The sequence below is a fragment of the Chryseobacterium sp. CH25 genome (assembly GCF_004119455.1).
Classification (GTDB): Bacteria; Bacteroidota; Bacteroidia; order Flavobacteriales; family Weeksellaceae; genus Chryseobacterium.
Genome location: NZ_NRQT01000003.1, coordinates 82,783 through 99,211, shown reverse-complemented (window position 1 = coordinate 99,211; position 16,429 = coordinate 82,783). Strand labels below are relative to the sequence as shown.

The 16,429-nt window shown below is 36.4% G+C and carries 13 protein-coding genes; 6 read left to right on the top strand and 7 right to left on the bottom strand.

The genetic code is table 11. The features are described from left to right. The first annotated feature begins 237 nt into the window (after positions 1–237). From BOQ64_RS08655 to BOQ64_RS08630, 6 genes are all read left to right on the top strand, one after another. On the top strand, positions 238–2,199 hold the full coding sequence (locus BOQ64_RS08655; protein WP_228448276.1) for a TonB-dependent receptor domain-containing protein: 1,962 nt from the start codon (positions 238–240) through the stop codon (positions 2,197–2,199). 30 nt (positions 2,200–2,229) lie between these two features. Beyond that, positions 2,230–2,850, top strand: a complete 621-nt coding sequence (locus BOQ64_RS08650; RefSeq protein WP_129057730.1) for a hypothetical protein — start codon at positions 2,230–2,232, stop codon at positions 2,848–2,850. Between the two features lie 148 nt (positions 2,851–2,998). Further along, positions 2,999–3,535: a PepSY-associated TM helix domain-containing protein gene (locus BOQ64_RS24505; RefSeq protein WP_164975780.1), complete on the top strand. Its 537-nt coding sequence runs from the start codon at positions 2,999–3,001 to the stop codon at positions 3,533–3,535. A gap of 26 nt (positions 3,536–3,561) precedes the next feature. After that, the gene (locus tag BOQ64_RS24500; protein WP_129057728.1) at positions 3,562–4,194 is read left to right on the top strand and encodes a PepSY-associated TM helix domain-containing protein; all 633 of its coding nucleotides are present in this window, start codon (positions 3,562–3,564) and stop codon (positions 4,192–4,194) included. Positions 4,195–4,271: 77 nt separating this feature from the next. After that, complete coding sequence (locus BOQ64_RS08635; RefSeq protein ID WP_129057727.1) at positions 4,272–4,763, top strand: low affinity iron permease family protein; 492 nt, start codon at positions 4,272–4,274, stop codon at positions 4,761–4,763. Positions 4,764–4,928: 165 nt separating this feature from the next. Beyond that, the gene (locus tag BOQ64_RS08630) at positions 4,929–7,175 is read left to right on the top strand and encodes a zinc-dependent metalloprotease (RefSeq protein ID WP_129057726.1); all 2,247 of its coding nucleotides are present in this window, start codon (positions 4,929–4,931) and stop codon (positions 7,173–7,175) included. 53 nt (positions 7,176–7,228) lie between these two features. On the opposite strand, the gene BOQ64_RS08625 is transcribed toward BOQ64_RS08630, so the two are convergent. From BOQ64_RS08625 to BOQ64_RS08595, 7 genes are all read right to left on the bottom strand, one after another. Continuing rightward, positions 7,229–9,967: a hypothetical protein gene (locus BOQ64_RS08625; protein WP_129059684.1), complete on the bottom strand. Its 2,739-nt coding sequence runs from the start codon at positions 9,965–9,967 to the stop codon at positions 7,229–7,231. A gap of 109 nt (positions 9,968–10,076) precedes the next feature. Beyond that, on the bottom strand, positions 10,077–11,048 hold the full coding sequence (locus tag BOQ64_RS08620) for a hypothetical protein (protein WP_129057725.1): 972 nt from the start codon (positions 11,046–11,048) through the stop codon (positions 10,077–10,079). Between the two features lie 124 nt (positions 11,049–11,172). Next, positions 11,173–11,592 (bottom strand): hypothetical protein, encoded by a 420-nt coding sequence (locus BOQ64_RS08615; RefSeq protein WP_129057724.1) that lies wholly within the window; start codon positions 11,590–11,592, stop codon positions 11,173–11,175. Positions 11,593–11,715: 123 nt separating this feature from the next. Continuing rightward, entirely contained in the window at positions 11,716–12,525 is an 810-nt protein-coding gene (locus tag BOQ64_RS08610) for a hypothetical protein (RefSeq protein WP_129057723.1), read from the bottom strand. Positions 12,526–12,533: 8 nt separating this feature from the next. Further along, entirely contained in the window at positions 12,534–13,265 is a 732-nt protein-coding gene (locus BOQ64_RS08605) for an MIP/aquaporin family protein (RefSeq protein WP_129057722.1), read from the bottom strand. 24 nt (positions 13,266–13,289) lie between these two features. Next, positions 13,290–14,786 (bottom strand): glycerol kinase GlpK, encoded by a 1,497-nt coding sequence (glpK, locus tag BOQ64_RS08600; protein WP_129057721.1) that lies wholly within the window; start codon positions 14,784–14,786, stop codon positions 13,290–13,292. Between the two features lie 7 nt (positions 14,787–14,793). Then, positions 14,794–16,392 carry a glycerol-3-phosphate dehydrogenase/oxidase gene (locus BOQ64_RS08595; RefSeq protein ID WP_129057720.1) on the bottom strand — a complete coding sequence of 533 codons (1,599 nt, stop codon included), beginning with the start codon at positions 16,390–16,392 and terminating at the stop codon, positions 14,794–14,796. Positions 16,393–16,429: the final 37 nt, after the last annotated feature.

Below are 16,429 nucleotides of genomic sequence, written 5' to 3'. Positions count from 1 at the left end.
TATTATTGATAATCATTGTTTGGCAGCAAGAGCCTATCCTCAATAATCACACAGCTGTGTTAGAATATTTTTATCATAATTATAACGAGATTATTGATTTCATATTGATGGTATTCGTAAGGTGACATATCTCACCTTGGTTTATTTATTTAGAATTATTAAAAATAATAATTTTGCAAAAAATTATTGATGTTTAGAACAGTATCTTTTTCCTTGCTTGTTTTAGGATCTGCTTTTATGAGCGGTCAAAAAACTAAGGACACGTTAAAAAGTAACCATATTAATGAAGTAGTAATAACGGGTTCTGGGTATGCACAGAAAATTAAGGACACACCGGCTACCATTTCTGTAATTACTCAGGCAGATCTTAAAAAAAGAGCCTATAGAGATATTACAGATGCATTGCAGGACGTACCAGGTGTTTTTGTGACAGGAGGAGGAAGTACAAGTGATTTTTCAATAAGAGGTGCAGAATCTGGACAGACACTAGTTTTAATTGACGGTAAAAGAATTAATACCAGAGAGACAAGACCTAATTCTGATGGCCCTGGTATTGAACAGGGATGGATGCCACCATTGGAAACCATTGAAAGAATTGAAGTAGTAAAAGGACCAATGTCTTCACTGTACGGTTCAGATGCAATGGGTGGAGTTATCAACATCATCACTAAAAAACTGAGTGACGGTTGGAGAGGATCTGTTGGAACAAGTTTAATCCAGCAGGTGCATAAAGAATCAGGAAATACTTACCAGATTGATGGATATGCTGCCGGTTCTTTAGTGAAAAACCTCCTTCAGATGAAAGTTACAGGAAGCTATTCAGACAGAAATGAAGATAAATTTGTAGGTGGGTTTACCGAAAGAGTAATCAAAGCTTTTGGTACAGAATTCAGCCTTACTCCCAATACAAACAATACTTTTAAGCTTAGCTACGATTATAACCGTCAGGAAAGAAACCAGAATCCAGGATATTCCTTGGGACCTAAAGCAAAAAGCTCACGTAATAATTACGAGAGAAATGTATTGGCATTAAGTCATAAAGGAGACTATTCAAACTTCCATACAAACTCTTATATCCAGTATGACAATACCAACAACCCAAACAGGGATATGAGATATGAAACGTTAGCGGCTTACAGTCTTAATAATTTCAATATTAAAGATCATGTGATCAGTTTTGGAGCAGAATACAGATATGAAAGACTGAATGACTTAGGAAATAAAATGAAGTCTGAAAACGGAGAAGTAGTAACCAAACTGACACGTTGGAACTGGTCTGCATTTGCAGAAGGAAACTGGAAACTGGTTAACAAACTACACCTGGTTACGGGAGCACGTTTAGACAATGATGAAAACTATGGTGCCAACTTTACACCAAGAGGATATTTAGTATGGAGTGCTACAGACAATTTCACTTTCAAAGGTGGGGCTTCATGGGGATATAAAGCACCAGGTCTTAGAGCTGTAAATCCAGGATGGGGACAGGTAACAGGAGGTGGAACTCAGGATGGAGTAATCATCGGAAACAAAGATCTTAAACCGGAAAAAAGTTTTAACCAGGAGTTAACAGTAATGTTTGAAGATAATAAGAAAGTGATTAACCTGAGTGTAACAGGATTTAACACAGACTTTAAAAACAAACTGGTTGAAGTTAGAAAATGTAACAACAGCGAAGAATGTAAACAGTTTGAAGCTTTATACAATCATATCTATGATTTTATCTCAACAAGAGAAAATCTTGGTAAAGCAAACAGTATGGGACTTGAAGCGAACCTTGGAGTAAATGTATCTAAGGATATCGTATTAAAAGCAAACTATACTTATACAGATACTAAAATTAAATCTGATGAAATTCCAGCATTGTACAATAAACCATATGCCAGAATTCCTAAGCATATGGCCAACGTAAACCTTTCATGGAAAGCAAATGACAGTTTTGAATTCTGGTCAAGAGGAAACTACAGAAGCGAAAGCCAGCCGGGAGTAAGCAGAGGTAGAGCACAGGAATTCCCAATTCCATCTTATTTCTTATTAGACTTAGGAACAGTGTACAGACTGAACAAGCATGTGCGTTTCACATTTGGAGTGTACAATCTTTTAGACAAGGATATCCGTAATGATACAACAGATCCGGCTAATAACTTTGGTTTCAGAATCGATGGTATCAGATATCAGTTTGGAGCAAACTATTTCTTCTAAAAATTTCAAAAACCTTAAAATAAAATATCAATGAAAAGTACTTATATTAAAACCATTGCAGTAGCATTTGCAACTTTGTTGGTTGTTTCATGTTCAGGAGATAAGAAGAAAGGGATTGATTATAACCAATTCAAGACCGAAGTACAGCTAACTCCGGATCAGGTTAAAAGTTTCGACGAAATCACTGCAAAATATCAACAGCTGCAGGAGCAGAACTTTCAGGCTGCAAAAGCTCAGGGCGGGAATATGGACCGTGTGGCATTGGGAATCAAAGGAGAAGAACTGAGAACACAACAGTCTCTTGAAATGGCTAAAATATTGGATGGTCCTCAAATGGAACAGTTCAACAAATTCGTTGATGAAAATGCCAGAAAAAGACCAAGGTATGACAATGCTTTATTGGAAAAGATAAAAGCTGAAGCTCAGCTTTCAGAAGATGAATTCAAAGTGGTAAACGCTGCAAACGATGCCTTTGAAAAAGCATTCAGCGATGCTCACGATGTATATCATGGAAATAATGATCTTGCTAAAGAATACTGGGAAAAATTTGATGGGCAGAGAAAAGCTGCTATTCAAAAAGCATTAACTCCGGAACATTATACGAAGTTTGAGGAGATTGTAAAAGATATCCAGTTCAAAGGAAGAAAGTAAACGATATTAATACCAATTTAGTAAGGAGGAAGTACTACGGAATCCTTTCCCAAATTTGTATTGACTTTTTAATTTATTCATATCAAATTAATTTTGTAAACATTAAGATGGCTCAATCATCTTAATGTTTTTTGTTATAATACCCAAAATGAAAACACTGTTTAAAAGCCTTTATCGGAAAAGAAGAAAGAATGAATCTGTCATTAAATACCTAATGTGGATCATTCATCTTTGGCTTGGGCTTTTATCATGTGTTATTATTTTTGTAGTATGTCTTAGCGGATGCCTTTATGCTTTCAAGAATCAGATTATAGATTTTACGAACAGAGATAAAGTGTACATCACTATGACTTCCACTCATGTGAAGAATCCGGATCTTATCCAGGCAGAATTATTGAAGGAAAATAAAGAATTAACCTCATTGTTGATACCGTCTGATAAAGGACGAAGTTATGTAATAGGGTACCGTGAAAATCAGTTAGACAAAAGCACTTATTATAATCAATATACAGGGGAAATTTTAGGCCAGCCTGTAGTAGGATCCAGTCGCTTTTTTGAAATAGTTCTGGATATTCATAGAAATCTGATGATGGGAAATGTGGGGCGTCAAATCCTGGGAGCCGGAGTATTGATGTTCTGTGTATTATTGATTTCAGGGTTGGTTCTTTGGCTGCCCAAAAACTGAAGTTTCTGAAACAGGGTTTAACCGTAATGTTTAAAGCAAAATTCCAGCGTGTAAATTATGATCTACACAATACCCTTGGTTTTTATACCTTCCTGATGCTATTTTTTATAGCTGTTACTGGATTGTATGTAACTTATCCATGGGTGAAAAATACACTTATTGTAAGTTTAGGAGGATCATCAATAGATAATATTTCAAAAGATAAAGACAATGGTGATGATGCATTCGGTGGCTTATTGGAAGATATGCTTCAGAAACAGGATGAAAAGAAAAATCTTAAAGATTCCGAATCCGCTTCCATTGACAGAATTTTACAGCTGGCAGATCAGCATCTTCCTTATTCTGCTGTTACCAGTATAGAGCTTCCTAATAAGGACAACCCGAGATATGTTGTTATCAAAACCAATACTCAAAATTTTCTGGGTATGATGCTTCCGGATGAAGTTACTTTTGATAAAACCGGCAACTTTAAAACCAAAGAGCTGTTTTCAGACAAACCATTGAATAAACAGTTTACTGCATTAGCCAAACCATTGCACACAGGAGAAATTATGGGGCTGCCAAGTATTATTCTTTATTTTGTAGTTTCGCTGATTGGATGTTCTTTACCTGTTACCGGATTTTTGATATGGTGGCACAGGTTTAAAAAGACGAAGTAGGGGAGAGTAAAAATATAAGAGGTGACGGAAGATTGTTCGGGTTAATTTTATACATTTATTATAAAATAATCTGACCTATGGATCACAAGAATAACAATCTCTTTGAAAAATTTTCAAACTGGGCCGTAAAATTTACAGGAAGTCAGTATGCTTTTATTGGGGCAACATTTGTGGTGGTGGCATGGGCTGTTACAGGGCCTTTTTTCAATTATTCAGAAACCTGGCAACTGGTCATCAATACCGGAACTACTATTATTACCTTTCTCATGGTTTTCCTAATCCAAAAAGCTCAGAATAAAGATTCCAAAGCCATACAGATTAAACTTAACGAACTCATCGCTGCTCATGAAAAAGCAAGTAACCGGATTGTAGATATCGAAGACCTTACAGAACCGGAGCTGGACCAGCTTCATCATTACTACGAAAATCTGGCACAGTTTGCTAAAAAAGATACAGACATTCATACTTCTCACTCCATAGATGCCGCCCAGAGAAACCAGGATTACAAGTATGAATTCTTCAAAAGGAAACATGAGGAATGGCTGCAGAGGCAGGAACAGAAAAAGTGATCTGGTTTTTAGTTAAAAATTTTCTATTATTTTTAAATATTATAGTTTAGTTTTTAAAATAAATGTGATATTTTCATTTATTTACATTGATATTTCATTTATGTGCACTTGTTTTGTGTATTTGTTTTATTTAGCATATATATTTGTTAAATAAAATGTATTTAAATGAAAATAAAATTATTTTGTTTACCCTTACTACTTTTCACAGTATCGGTAAGTGCACAATGGAATAGGGCTGAGCCGCAACAGAAAATTATAAAAAAAAGCGACCGTTCTGTTTATTATCAGCTTGATATAGACCATATCAGAACACAACTTTTACGAGCTCCTAAAGTAGGAGAAGGGGCTCCGGTTACAATAAATATTCCCAACCTTGAAGGTAAGATCGAAAGATTTACAGTGAATAGCTTTCCTGTCATGGATGAAGCTTTGGCAAAACAGTATCAACTTGGCTCTTATGTAGGAATTGGTATAGATGATCCTTCAAAGTACATCCGTTTTAGCGTTGCTCCTAATGACTTTCAGTCTATGATGATAGCTCCTGATGGGAAGTATGAATTTATAGAACCGGCCACTGCTGATAAATCCTATTATTCTATACATGGAAAAACCAACAAGAGTGGCCATGCATTTACCTGTAATACTAAAGAAAGTAAAGAGTCTGTAGCGAATCTTCAGAAAATAATGAATTCTGGATCTACGGCTAAAGCAAATAACAAAACTTTTCACACGCTTAGACTGGCAATGTCTGTAACAGGAGAATATACAGCTTATTTTGGTGGTGTAGCTGGAGCTCTTACACAGGTCAATGCTACTTTATCAAGAGTAAATGGAGTGTTTGAAAGAGAGTTTAATATACATGTTAATGCCATTAATGCACCTAACCTTATCTTTACAAATGCTGCTACTGACCCTTACAGTACTTCCGATTTCATGTGTAAATGGAATTATGAATTAATGAATACTTTACATGGTGGAAACTATGGTGTTACCGATGAAAGTTTTGATATAGGACATTTGTTTGGAGCAACAGGAGGTGGTGGTAACGCAGGTTGTATTGGCTGTATAGGAAGCAATGATGTTGCGACTACCTCTTATACTGCTGCACAAAGTGACTGTCAGGATGCCGGAGGAAGTTATTATGCTTATATAACTCCAGATAATTATAAAGGAAGTGGTTTTACCTCTCCTGCAGATAATATTCCAATGGGAGATAATTTTGATATTGATTTTGTAGCTCATGAGATGGGGCACCAGCTTGGGGATAACCACACATTTAGTCGAGTTGAGCAAACCGGGTCCAATACTTATGTTGAGCCTGGTACTGGAAGTTCGATTATGGGATATGCAGGACTTTGGGGAACAATGTCAGTTCAGCCACATTCAGATGCATATTTTCATAGTGTAAGTATTGATCAAATACAGGCTAATCTTGCAGCTGTGACTGTTGATGTAGAAACTCCAATTACGAATAATCCTCCAGTGGTAACAGCAATGCCTACTACTTATACAATTCCGAAATCTACAGCATTTGTACTGACAGCATCAGCAACAGATCCGGATGGAGATGCCTTGACTTATTGCTGGGAGCAGGTGAATTCAAGTAGTTTAACGGGTGGAGTAACCAAATCTAATATTGGGAATACAACTTCGGGAGCAAATTTCAGGTCTTGGGTACCTACAACAAATCCTACAAGATATTTCCCTAAACTTTCAACTGTTTTGGGTGGTGCTGTAAAGAATACCAACGATTTTGAGGCTGCAAGTACAGTAGCAAGAACCACCAATTTCAGGGTAACAGTAAGAGATAATAAACCGGGTGGAGAGGCGCAGTCAGCTTATGCAACACAGACCGTTGTTGTAGGTTCTGCTGCTGCATTCACTGTAAATACAACATCCCTTACTTCTAATACCAATTCTACTATTACATGGACGGTGTCGGGAACAACAGCTTCTCCATACAACGTTGCCAATGTGAAAATTGATTATACAGATGATAATGGAACAACATGGAATAATTTGGCTGCATCGGTTCCAAATAATGGTTCTGCAAGTGTTTTCATTCCGACAGATTTAGCCGGGAAAAATATTCATCTAAGAGTCTCTGCAATTGGGAATGTCTTTTATGCAGTGAAGAAGGCTACTGTATCTTCCAATATGCTGGCTGTTTCTGAGGCTGCGAATAATGTGAAAAAAGTTCATATTTATCCAAATCCTGTTGAAGATATACTTAATGTAAAGAATGTACCGTCAAACGCTACTTATGAAATATTTAATGCTCCGGGGCAATTGATATCAAAAGGAACGATAGATGATGGAAGAATTAATGTAAGCAGTTTGGTAAAAGGAGTTTATTTTATTACAGTTAATGGTAAGGATATAAACAATAGAACTAAGTTTATCAAAAAATAATACTACAAAATAAAAAACCTCTGAGAGCTCAGAGGTTTTTTTATAAGTAATTTTTATCTCATGAAATAGCTGAAATAACTGCAGCTTCCCATCAGGTTTTTTGTGGTTTCAGCATCCGAATACTGTGCCTTAAGCTGTGCAAAATAGGTTCTGTACTTCTGATTTTTCAGATTGTCCATTTCTTTTTGACGGGCATCTTCTTTTTCAGACCATTTTGGATCAGAGTAATCGAAATCTTTTGGAGCCTTGGCTTCATACTGATAATATTTACCCTGCTCGGCACTTGCCATCTGGAATAGAATTCTTGCCTTTTCTTCCTTATTGTTAGAGAGCTTAAGAGCTTTTTGATAATAGTTGATGGCTAAATCAAAATTATCAGGTTCAATATAAGAAGTATCAAGGAAGTTTTTATAGTAATACTTGTAAGGGTTGCCTTTATCATTATTCCAGAAATAATATTTTCCACCATTGCTGTTATCAATATCCATAACAAACAAATGACGGTAGTATCCTAAAATGGAAGTGTTGTACAATAGATTTCCGATAAGCTGATTAGCTCTTGCCGCCTTTTCATCTTTACCATTTCCAATTTTTTTAAGCTGGATCAGAACATCAGTAAGTTCCAGTTTATTCATATTATCTTTGATGAAAGGGAATTCAGTATAACCTTCAGATTTCATAGATTCAGCATCAGGACTTTGGTAACTTTCCCATACATTATGCCCGAAAACAAGACTAGGGATATTATTAAAGCCATTATATTCAGAAGAAGCATATTGTTTTGGAGTGATTTTTTGTCCGTCCTTTTCAGTCCAGTCATAATTTTCTCTTGGAATTCCACCAAATTTCTGAACCTTTTCATAATAGGATTTAGCCTTTTCAAAATCCGCAAGTCTCATAGCCCTGTCACCATAGATGGTACTGAAGAAAGCGTCAACACTTCCTACACTGTCCATATTTTTAGCAATAATCTGCTGTTCAAACTGAGTTTTATTAGGCTTCCTGTAAAACGCTTCAACACTTTTTACCAGACTTGAGTTGGGATTATATTGCAGATCAGACAGTTTATTATTCATCAGGAATGATTTTCCATCTTCTCCCTGAAGGAAATAACGGTTGGCCATTACATCTTTTAAGAATTCTGCCGTGCTAGGTGCATTTCCATAATAGTCATAATCACTGTTCACGTTAGCTGTATCCTTTTTTACCTCTTTTTCTACAAAATATTCGGCATAATCCTTCATCAGATGATCTTCAAAGGCTGCATCAACTTTAGGTTGGGAAACAATATCATTCAGAACCTTCATCCTTTTAATTTCTTCTAGATATTCAGGGTTGGTGGTCTTGATTTCGTTCAGGATTTCTGTACTTTCTTTATAGTCTTTCTTTAAAAACTTAAGGTAAGCATCTGCAATCTGCCAATACTCATCTTTAGATTTCTCTTTAGCTTTTGAAGTGAACTTTTCAAGGTCATTAAGATAGTCCTTTGTGTTATCATCATAGCCGCTGTATCCGGTAGTGTAAAAAGGAATTCTGTTAGGATTATTCAATAACTCATCATCACTCTGGTCTGCTTTATTACCATCACCGGATGCATCAGATTTAGAACCGCCAAAAAGATTTTTGAAGAATCTTACGATTTTCTGCCAGAAAGATATCTTCTCTTCTTTCACCTCTTTTACTTCCGTTGTTTTTTTATCAGAAGTGGTGTCTTTGGAAGCATTGTTTTCTGTATTTCCTCTATAAACGGATACTCTGCCAAACGCATCAGAAGTGTAATAATAAATTGGAAGGTAACTTCTTTCAAGTTCATTGATACTTCTTACCGCCATTACCTTCAGTATTTCAGAATCAGGATTGATGTCAAACATTTTATCCATAATAGGAATCGGGTTGTTAAAATCTTCATATCCTAAAAGGAAATAAGCCATGTTCTTTTCTTCATTTGTACTGGCTCTCTTCATAATATTACTGAAAGAAGCTGTATCCGAAAGTTTCATAGAAACAAAAGAAGATTCCTTACGGTCTTTCCTATTCATAAATACCTGGAAGAAGTTCCAGTTGGCATCAGCATTCATTTCCAATCCTCTTTGAGCTCCAGCCAATTGATCCAGAGCCATATAATATACCGTACCCTTTAATTTAATAGGTTCAATATAACTTTTGAAAGCCTGTAGTGCAGAATCATAGTTTCTGGTATAGTGATTCAAGCGTACAAGCTGATATCCGTAACGCTGCTTGATTTCAGGATTTCTGGCGGCATTATATAAAGATGTTAGAGCTGCAATTGTTTTATTATAGTCAAGAGAGGTTGCATTTTTCCTGTTCTCATCCCTGTTATAATAAAATGAGTTTTCATTTTCAACATAATTGATGCTCATGAAAGGTTCCAGATATTTGGCCTCAATCAAATAATCAATTCCTTCTTTGTATTTCTGGTAAAACCCAGTTCCCAGTTTTTGTAAAAGCGGGTTAGTAGGAGTTCCGTTTTTAAGAGCATTCAGGTCATTCATGCTTACTTTATACACAAGGTTCTGGGTCTCGGCATAATTAAGCTGATTGTTAAAATACTTTTTCCATGTTTCAATATTATCATCAGGAATCAGTGATGGATTATAATCACCAAAGAATCTTGTGGAATATGTATGAAGGAAAGGAAGATAAGATTTATCCTTAATGATGCTCTGTGTAAAAAGGTTGAAGTATTCATAATCCGGATCAGACCAAGCGCAGGCGTTGGAATTCGTATAGAAAAGAGATACAACCGCAAGTGAAAGAATATACTTTTTCATAGGGTTTGTAGTGTTTTTAGTTTTTATATAGTTTTTTGTAATAAATAGTGCGGACAGAAAATAGAGTAAAATGTTGATTATCTATTCTTTGTCTTAATCTTTAATAGATTTAAAATTTTCGATCTAACACAAATTTACTATCTAATTGATAATAAATAATATTAAAATGCGGGATTTTTTTCTGAAGAAAATGAGTTACATCATCCAGATGTTCCTTAGAAATTTCTTCTACCTTTATGGTAAAACCTTTATTGAGATAACTTCCGAAATAAAATCCGTCTCTCTGAACTTCAGCTTCATATTCAGAGATCTTTTTAAAGTTAGGATTTTCAAGATCCTTTTTAGACAAAGCATTGATGAGTTTATGTTTGTCCAGATGATTTGTGATAATTCCCCATGAATAAATAGGAAGAGCAACTTCAACTTTTTTGATAGGATAGTCTTCCATTTTTGAAAGGTAGCTTTTCAGAATATTTACATCCAGGATAGAATTTTTATCAGATTTTTCCAATGGGGAAGAAGTAGAGTAGCACATCAGATAAACTTTATCCACCGGAGGAACCCCAGTTTGTTTCTTATCTTTAACCTGATGAAGACGTAGTGTACATGTGATCTGTTTGCCTGAAATTCTTTTCAGTTCCTTTAGAAATTTAAAATAATCATCCCGTGTACCGGCAGTCCAGTCACAGTCAATCTGAATCTCATTGTTTATTTTTAAATGATATTCTTCCGCTTTTTTTAGGACCAAATGATGAATACTCTCTGCAAGGAATTTTATTTCTTCCTGAGAAATGGCAAGCATAGTCTGATTGGTGATAAAAACAGTAGGTACAATCTGCTTGTCAGTCTGAAAACTCTGATCTTTTGTAATAACAGCAATCGGTTGAAACTTTCCACCTGCTTTATCAACATCAAAAAATCTTGTATATAAATAAGGAACAGTTGCCTGGTCTAAAACCTTCTTTTCTTCCCGATTCAGTTTCAGATTCGTTTTCCAGTAATAAAATGTGTAAGGATGGTTCTCTTTTTTACTGCATGAAACAATAAAAAGTAAGACCCATAAGATATTTAGGATTTTCATACTTAATGATAGATGATTGATCTTTTAAAAATAAAGATATTTATACAGATCGTAAACGGTGAAATCCAGATGATCCTGTATTCTTATGATATTAAAATTCCTCTAAAGGAATAGCAATATGTGATTATTTGTATAATTCACTTTCGCAACTACAAGTTTCATGATCTATACTTTCTCTGGCAGAACAGCAGCCTTCAAGGGTTTTGATATTTCCTTTTTCATCAGTAAGATAAATTCTGTCCTTATCAAATTTTAATAGAAATGTTTCTTCGTATTTTTTAAATTCTACTTTCATTACTTTATTGGCTGCATATTTTCCTGCATTTACTTCTTCTTTTGTTTCCTTGCCATTCGCTTGATTTACCTGAACATATCCAAAATGAACATCTCCATTTTTCTTGACATCCAAATAATAATGTGGAGTTCCTGTCCCGCTATAGCCTTTCAAAATATCAAAACTTCTATGTCCTACAAAAGGAACTTTTACTTGCGCCAGACTAAAAATACTAATGCATAGAATGATTAAACTGAAAATTTTTTTCATATTCTTTTTTTCAAAGGTAAAAATATCTGCTGAACTCATAAATAGTGGAATCCCGGTAATTTTAACCAAACAAAAAACCACTCCAAAAAGAGTGGCTTCAATATAATTTGATTAAAACTTAAATTAAAAAACAGTCGCAGCCAGCTGAATCCTCGCATATTTATTAGAAGGATTCCACATAGCCATCATAGAAATAGGTAAACTGTAATGTTCCGTAATTTTAAGAACTTTTCCTGCTTTTACTCCAACATTCACGATATCGAAATTGTTTTTTCCATTTCCATAGAGAAAGGTATTTCCATTCAATGAAAATCCTGCACCTACAAAAGCATCCAGATTTACTTTCTGTCCGCTGATTACAGGATAACTAGCCTGAACATAGGTAGAATATCTGTTCTTTTTATAGCTTCCATCTGGTTCCAGAATTACTTCTCCTGCATTAGCACCTCCATACAACATAATGTCTGCTTCAATATTGATCGGGAATGAAGGTCCGAAAGTATAATTGGTTCTTAAATCAATAATATGAGCTGTTCTTCTTTGTGAATAACTGAAGATATCATCCGCAGCAACAGCAGTATTGATGTTTCGTGAATTATAAAGATCCCATAATCCAATATAAAAACGACCGTTGGAATATTGAACATAGTAATTGATCTCTTTATAATGCGTATTATCCTTATCATCTGCAAGAGCAGAAGCTCCCCAAATCCCGACTTTCCATTTCTTTTCCGCATCCAGAGCATAGGAAAGATTTCCCATTACAACAGGTTTATCTGTAATAATCAAACCTCTCCACAAGTGGTTGTTCTGAATATTGGCTGTGAAATCCAGCCTTCCTTCTTTGGTTTCCTTAGCTTCACCGCTTTCCTGAGAAAATAACCTTCCTGTACCTAAAGCAAGAAGGAAGATCCCTTTTAATATTTTCATCATCTGTATTTTTATTTTAAGGTTATAAATAATAATGCAGCGATAACAGCACCTATAACAGGGCCTATCACAGGAATCCAAGCATAGCCCCAGTCGCTGCTTCCTTTTACCGGAAGAATAGCGTGCATGATTCTTGGAGCAAGATCTCTGGCAGGGTTAATGGCATACCCGGTAGTTCCTCCTAAAGAAAGCCCAATTACCCATACAAGAAATGTTACAGGAATGGCTCCTATAGAACCTAATCCTACTTTTGCATTAGGATCTGCCTGTACATTAATACTAGGATCCGAAAAGTGAAAAATAACAAATACCAAAACGAATGTTCCGATAACCTCGCTGATAAGATTAGACGAAACTTTTCTGATGGCAGGACCGGTACTGAAACAAGCCAGTTTTGCTCCTTCATCTTCCGTAATGGCAAAATGATCTTTATGGAATAACCACACCAAAAAAGCTCCCAACATTCCTCCAATCATCTGAGCTGCGATGTAAGATGGGACTAAATCCCATGCAAATTTCCCTGCAGCAGCCAAACCAATAGTAACAGCCGGATTTAAGTGAGCTCCACTTACAGGCCCGGCAACGGTTACCCCTACGAAAACGGCTAGCGCCCAAGCAGTGGTAATAACAATCCATCCGGAATTATTTCCTTTGGTATCCTTCAAGACAACATTAGCTACAACGCCGTTGCCTAACAAAATGAGAAGCATCGTTCCGATCACTTCTGCGATAAATGGAGTCATATGTGTATTTTTAAGGTCAGTGAATTAATCTTCTATCCAGCTTTGAGCACGAGACACTGCTTTGTTCCATGAGTGAACCATAGCATCTACTTTTTCCCTTTCCAATTGAGGGTGGAAATCTTTATCTACAATCCACTGAGCCTGTATTTCATCAATACTTTTCCAGTAGCCAACAGCAAGTCCTGCTAAATAAGCTGCTCCTAAAGCTGTTGTTTCTAATGTTCTAGGTCTTGTAATTTTAAATCCGAAAAGGTCAGACTGAATCTGCATCAATAGATTGCTTGCCGAAGCTCCACCATCTACTCTCAATTCAAGACTCGCTCTCCCTGAATCAGCCTCCATAGATTTTACAATATCATACACCTGGAATGCAATGCCTTCTAAGGTTGCTCTTGCAATATGCCCATCAGTGGTACCACGAGTGATTCCTACAATAGTTCCACGAGCATACTGATCCCAGTGCGGAGCACCTAAACCTGTAAGAGCCGGAACAAAGTAAACCCCACCGTTATCTTCCACGGAAGATGCCAAGTCATTCACTTCATCTGAAGAATGAATAAGTTTAAGACCATCTCTTAACCATTGAATAGCTGCACCTCCTACAAATACGCTTCCTTCCAGTGCATAATTAACCTCTCCGTTGATTTTCCATGCTACAGTAGTAAGAAGATTGTTTTTAGAAGTAACAGCCTCTTTTCCGGTATTCATTAATAAGAAACATCCTGTTCCATAAGTGTTTTTTACCATTCCCGGAGAAGTACACATCTGTCCGAACAAAGCCGCCTGCTGGTCTCCGGCAATTCCAGCAATTGGAATTTTGGTAGAGAACAGAGTAGTAGCTGTTTCACCGTATACTTCACTGCTTTGTTTTACTTCAGGAAGAATTGCTTTCGGAATATTGAATAGTTCCAGTAGATCATTATCCCATTCCAATGTATGAATATTCAAAAGCATAGTTCTGCTGGCATTCGAAACATCCGTGATGAACATTTTCCCACGGGTTAGCTTCCATACAAGCCAGGTATCCACAGTTCCGAAACATAATTTTCCGGCTTCCGCTTTTTCTCTTGCCCCATCAACATTGTCCAGGATCCATTTTAATTTGGTTGCAGAGAAGTAAGCGTCCAATACAAGACCTGTTTTTTCTCTGATTTTTTCTGCATGACCTTGTTCTTTCAGTTCGTCACAATATTTGGAGGTTCTTCGGTCCTGCCATACAATAGCATTATAAATAGGCTCTCCGGATTCTTTATCCCAAACAATTGTAGTTTCACGTTGATTTGTAATCCCAATAGCAGCTACTTCCAGTCCGGAAATGCCTGCTTTGGCTATAATTTCTGCAGCAACGGAGATTTGTGATGACCAGATCTCATTAGGATCATGCTCTACCCAACCCGGAGTAGGGAAGATTTGTCTGAAGTCTTTTTGAGATACATATTTGATCTCTCCGCTATGGTTGAATAGAATCGCTCTGGAGGAAGTAGTTCCCTGATCTAAAGCGAGGATTAACTTTTCATTCATATGGTGATTAATTAAGGTTGATAACTTTAGGTGAGTAAGGAGTCAGTAAATATCCTTTTGCCAATTCAATAAATTCATTTTCCTGCTGCTGAGCCCATTCTTCAGAATATCCTTTTTCTTCCGCAATGATTCTTGCAACATTGTGGGCGCTGTCTATAGCTGCTCTTGCATCAAGGAATAACAAACGAGCTCTTCTAGCCAGAACATCTTCAATGGTTTCTGCCATTTCATTTCTTGCCGCCCAAACTACTTCGGCTACAGTGAATGGATGGTCAGGGTGTATTTTCTGTGAAAAACGTGGATTGCTTTCCTGTAAAGCCTTTATTGAAGGAATATCAGATCCGTATACATATAAATGATTGGTTCTGTCTACCTGTTCAGGTTTTACATTTCCATGAATAGACATGTGTTCTGTTTTAGAAGTCGTATTACCAAGCTTGTGAACTTCCATCGCTTTGTCAATGGTGTCTTCAGCCATTTTACGGTAAGTTGTCCATTTTCCGCCAATGATGGAGATTAATCCTGTATCGGAAGCAATAACCTTGTGGCTTCGGGAAACTTCTTTAGTACTCTTACTTCCATCTTTTGGCGCGGCAAGAGGACGAAGTCCGGCAAAAACAGATTTTACATCATCACGGGTTGGTTTTTTAGAAAGATATTGTCTTGCTGTATTTAAAACAAAGTTGATTTCTTCCTCCAAAGCACGGGGTTCGAAACTTTCGTTTTCCAAAAGAGTATCTGTAGTTCCTACCAAAGCTCTGTCATGCCAAGGCACAACAAATAAAACTCTTCCGTCAGAAGTTTTAGGAATCATGATGGCATCATCACTTTTCAGGAATGATTTATCCAATACAAGGTGAATACCCTGGCTTGGTACTACAAGTTTACCATGTTTAGGGTTATTCATATTAAGGATGTCATTGGTGAAAACACCGGTAGCATTGATAACTACTTTTGCATGAATCTGATATTGCTGTTTGGAGATCTGGTCTTCAGCAACCACTCCAATTACTTTATCCTTATCATTCTTCAGAAGATTAACAACCTTTACATAGTTTACTGCACTTCCTCCTTTTTCAATAATGGTTTGGGTTAAGTTAACCGCAAGTCTTGCATCATCAAACTGTCCGTCCTGGTAAACAACACCACTTGCTAAGTGATTTTGTTCAATAGTAGGCAGCTTTTCAATGGTTTTTGATTTGCTGATATATTTCGTTTTACCCAAACTTAATTTTCCGGCAAGGAAATCATATACAGACAGACCTATCTTATAATAGATTCCACCCCACCAGGTATAATTAGGAATAATGAAAGATTGATTCTTTACAATATGTGCTGCATTTTTGGCTAAAAGACCTCTTTCTTTCAAAGCCTCTTTCACCAAACCTACGTCTCCCTGTGCTAAATATCTTACTCCGCCATGTACCAGTTTGGTACTTCTGCTGGAAGTTGCTTTCGCAAAATCATGAGATTCAAGCAATAAAGTTTTGAATCCTCTGCTTACTGCGTCTAATGCTGAACCTAAACCACTGGCTCCTCCTCCTATGACTATAAAGTCCCATTCTTTTACATCGGTTAATTTACTGAGTTCTTCGTTTCGTTTCATAAATGTTTCGTTTATGTTTCGTTTTCAAATATATAAA

What these genes read in the sequence shown, in the direction of transcription:
- glpK (WP_129057721.1), bottom strand. Translation starts at nt 14,786, where the DNA reads ATGAATGAAAAGTTAATCCTCGCTTTAGATCAGGGAACTACTTCCTCC.
- BOQ64_RS24500 (WP_129057728.1), top strand. Translation starts at nt 3,562, where the DNA reads ATGTTTAAAGCAAAATTCCAGCGTGTAAATTATGATCTACACAATACC.
- BOQ64_RS08615 (WP_129057724.1), bottom strand. Translation starts at nt 11,592, where the DNA reads ATGAAAAAAATTTTCAGTTTAATCATTCTATGCATTAGTATTTTTAGT.
- BOQ64_RS08635 (WP_129057727.1), top strand. Translation starts at nt 4,272, where the DNA reads ATGGATCACAAGAATAACAATCTCTTTGAAAAATTTTCAAACTGGGCC.
- BOQ64_RS08655 (WP_228448276.1), top strand. Translation starts at nt 238, where the DNA reads ATGAGCGGTCAAAAAACTAAGGACACGTTAAAAAGTAACCATATTAAT.
- BOQ64_RS08610 (WP_129057723.1), bottom strand. Translation starts at nt 12,525, where the DNA reads ATGATGAAAATATTAAAAGGGATCTTCCTTCTTGCTTTAGGTACAGGA.
- BOQ64_RS08650 (WP_129057730.1), top strand. Translation starts at nt 2,230, where the DNA reads ATGAAAAGTACTTATATTAAAACCATTGCAGTAGCATTTGCAACTTTG.
- BOQ64_RS08620 (WP_129057725.1), bottom strand. Translation starts at nt 11,048, where the DNA reads ATGAAAATCCTAAATATCTTATGGGTCTTACTTTTTATTGTTTCATGC.
- BOQ64_RS08630 (WP_129057726.1), top strand. Translation starts at nt 4,929, where the DNA reads ATGAAAATAAAATTATTTTGTTTACCCTTACTACTTTTCACAGTATCG.
- BOQ64_RS08595 (WP_129057720.1), bottom strand. Translation starts at nt 16,392, where the DNA reads ATGAAACGAAACGAAGAACTCAGTAAATTAACCGATGTAAAAGAATGG.
- BOQ64_RS08605 (WP_129057722.1), bottom strand. Translation starts at nt 13,265, where the DNA reads ATGACTCCATTTATCGCAGAAGTGATCGGAACGATGCTTCTCATTTTG.
- BOQ64_RS24505 (WP_164975780.1), top strand. Translation starts at nt 2,999, where the DNA reads ATGAAAACACTGTTTAAAAGCCTTTATCGGAAAAGAAGAAAGAATGAA.
- BOQ64_RS08625 (WP_129059684.1), bottom strand. Translation starts at nt 9,967, where the DNA reads ATGAAAAAGTATATTCTTTCACTTGCGGTTGTATCTCTTTTCTATACG.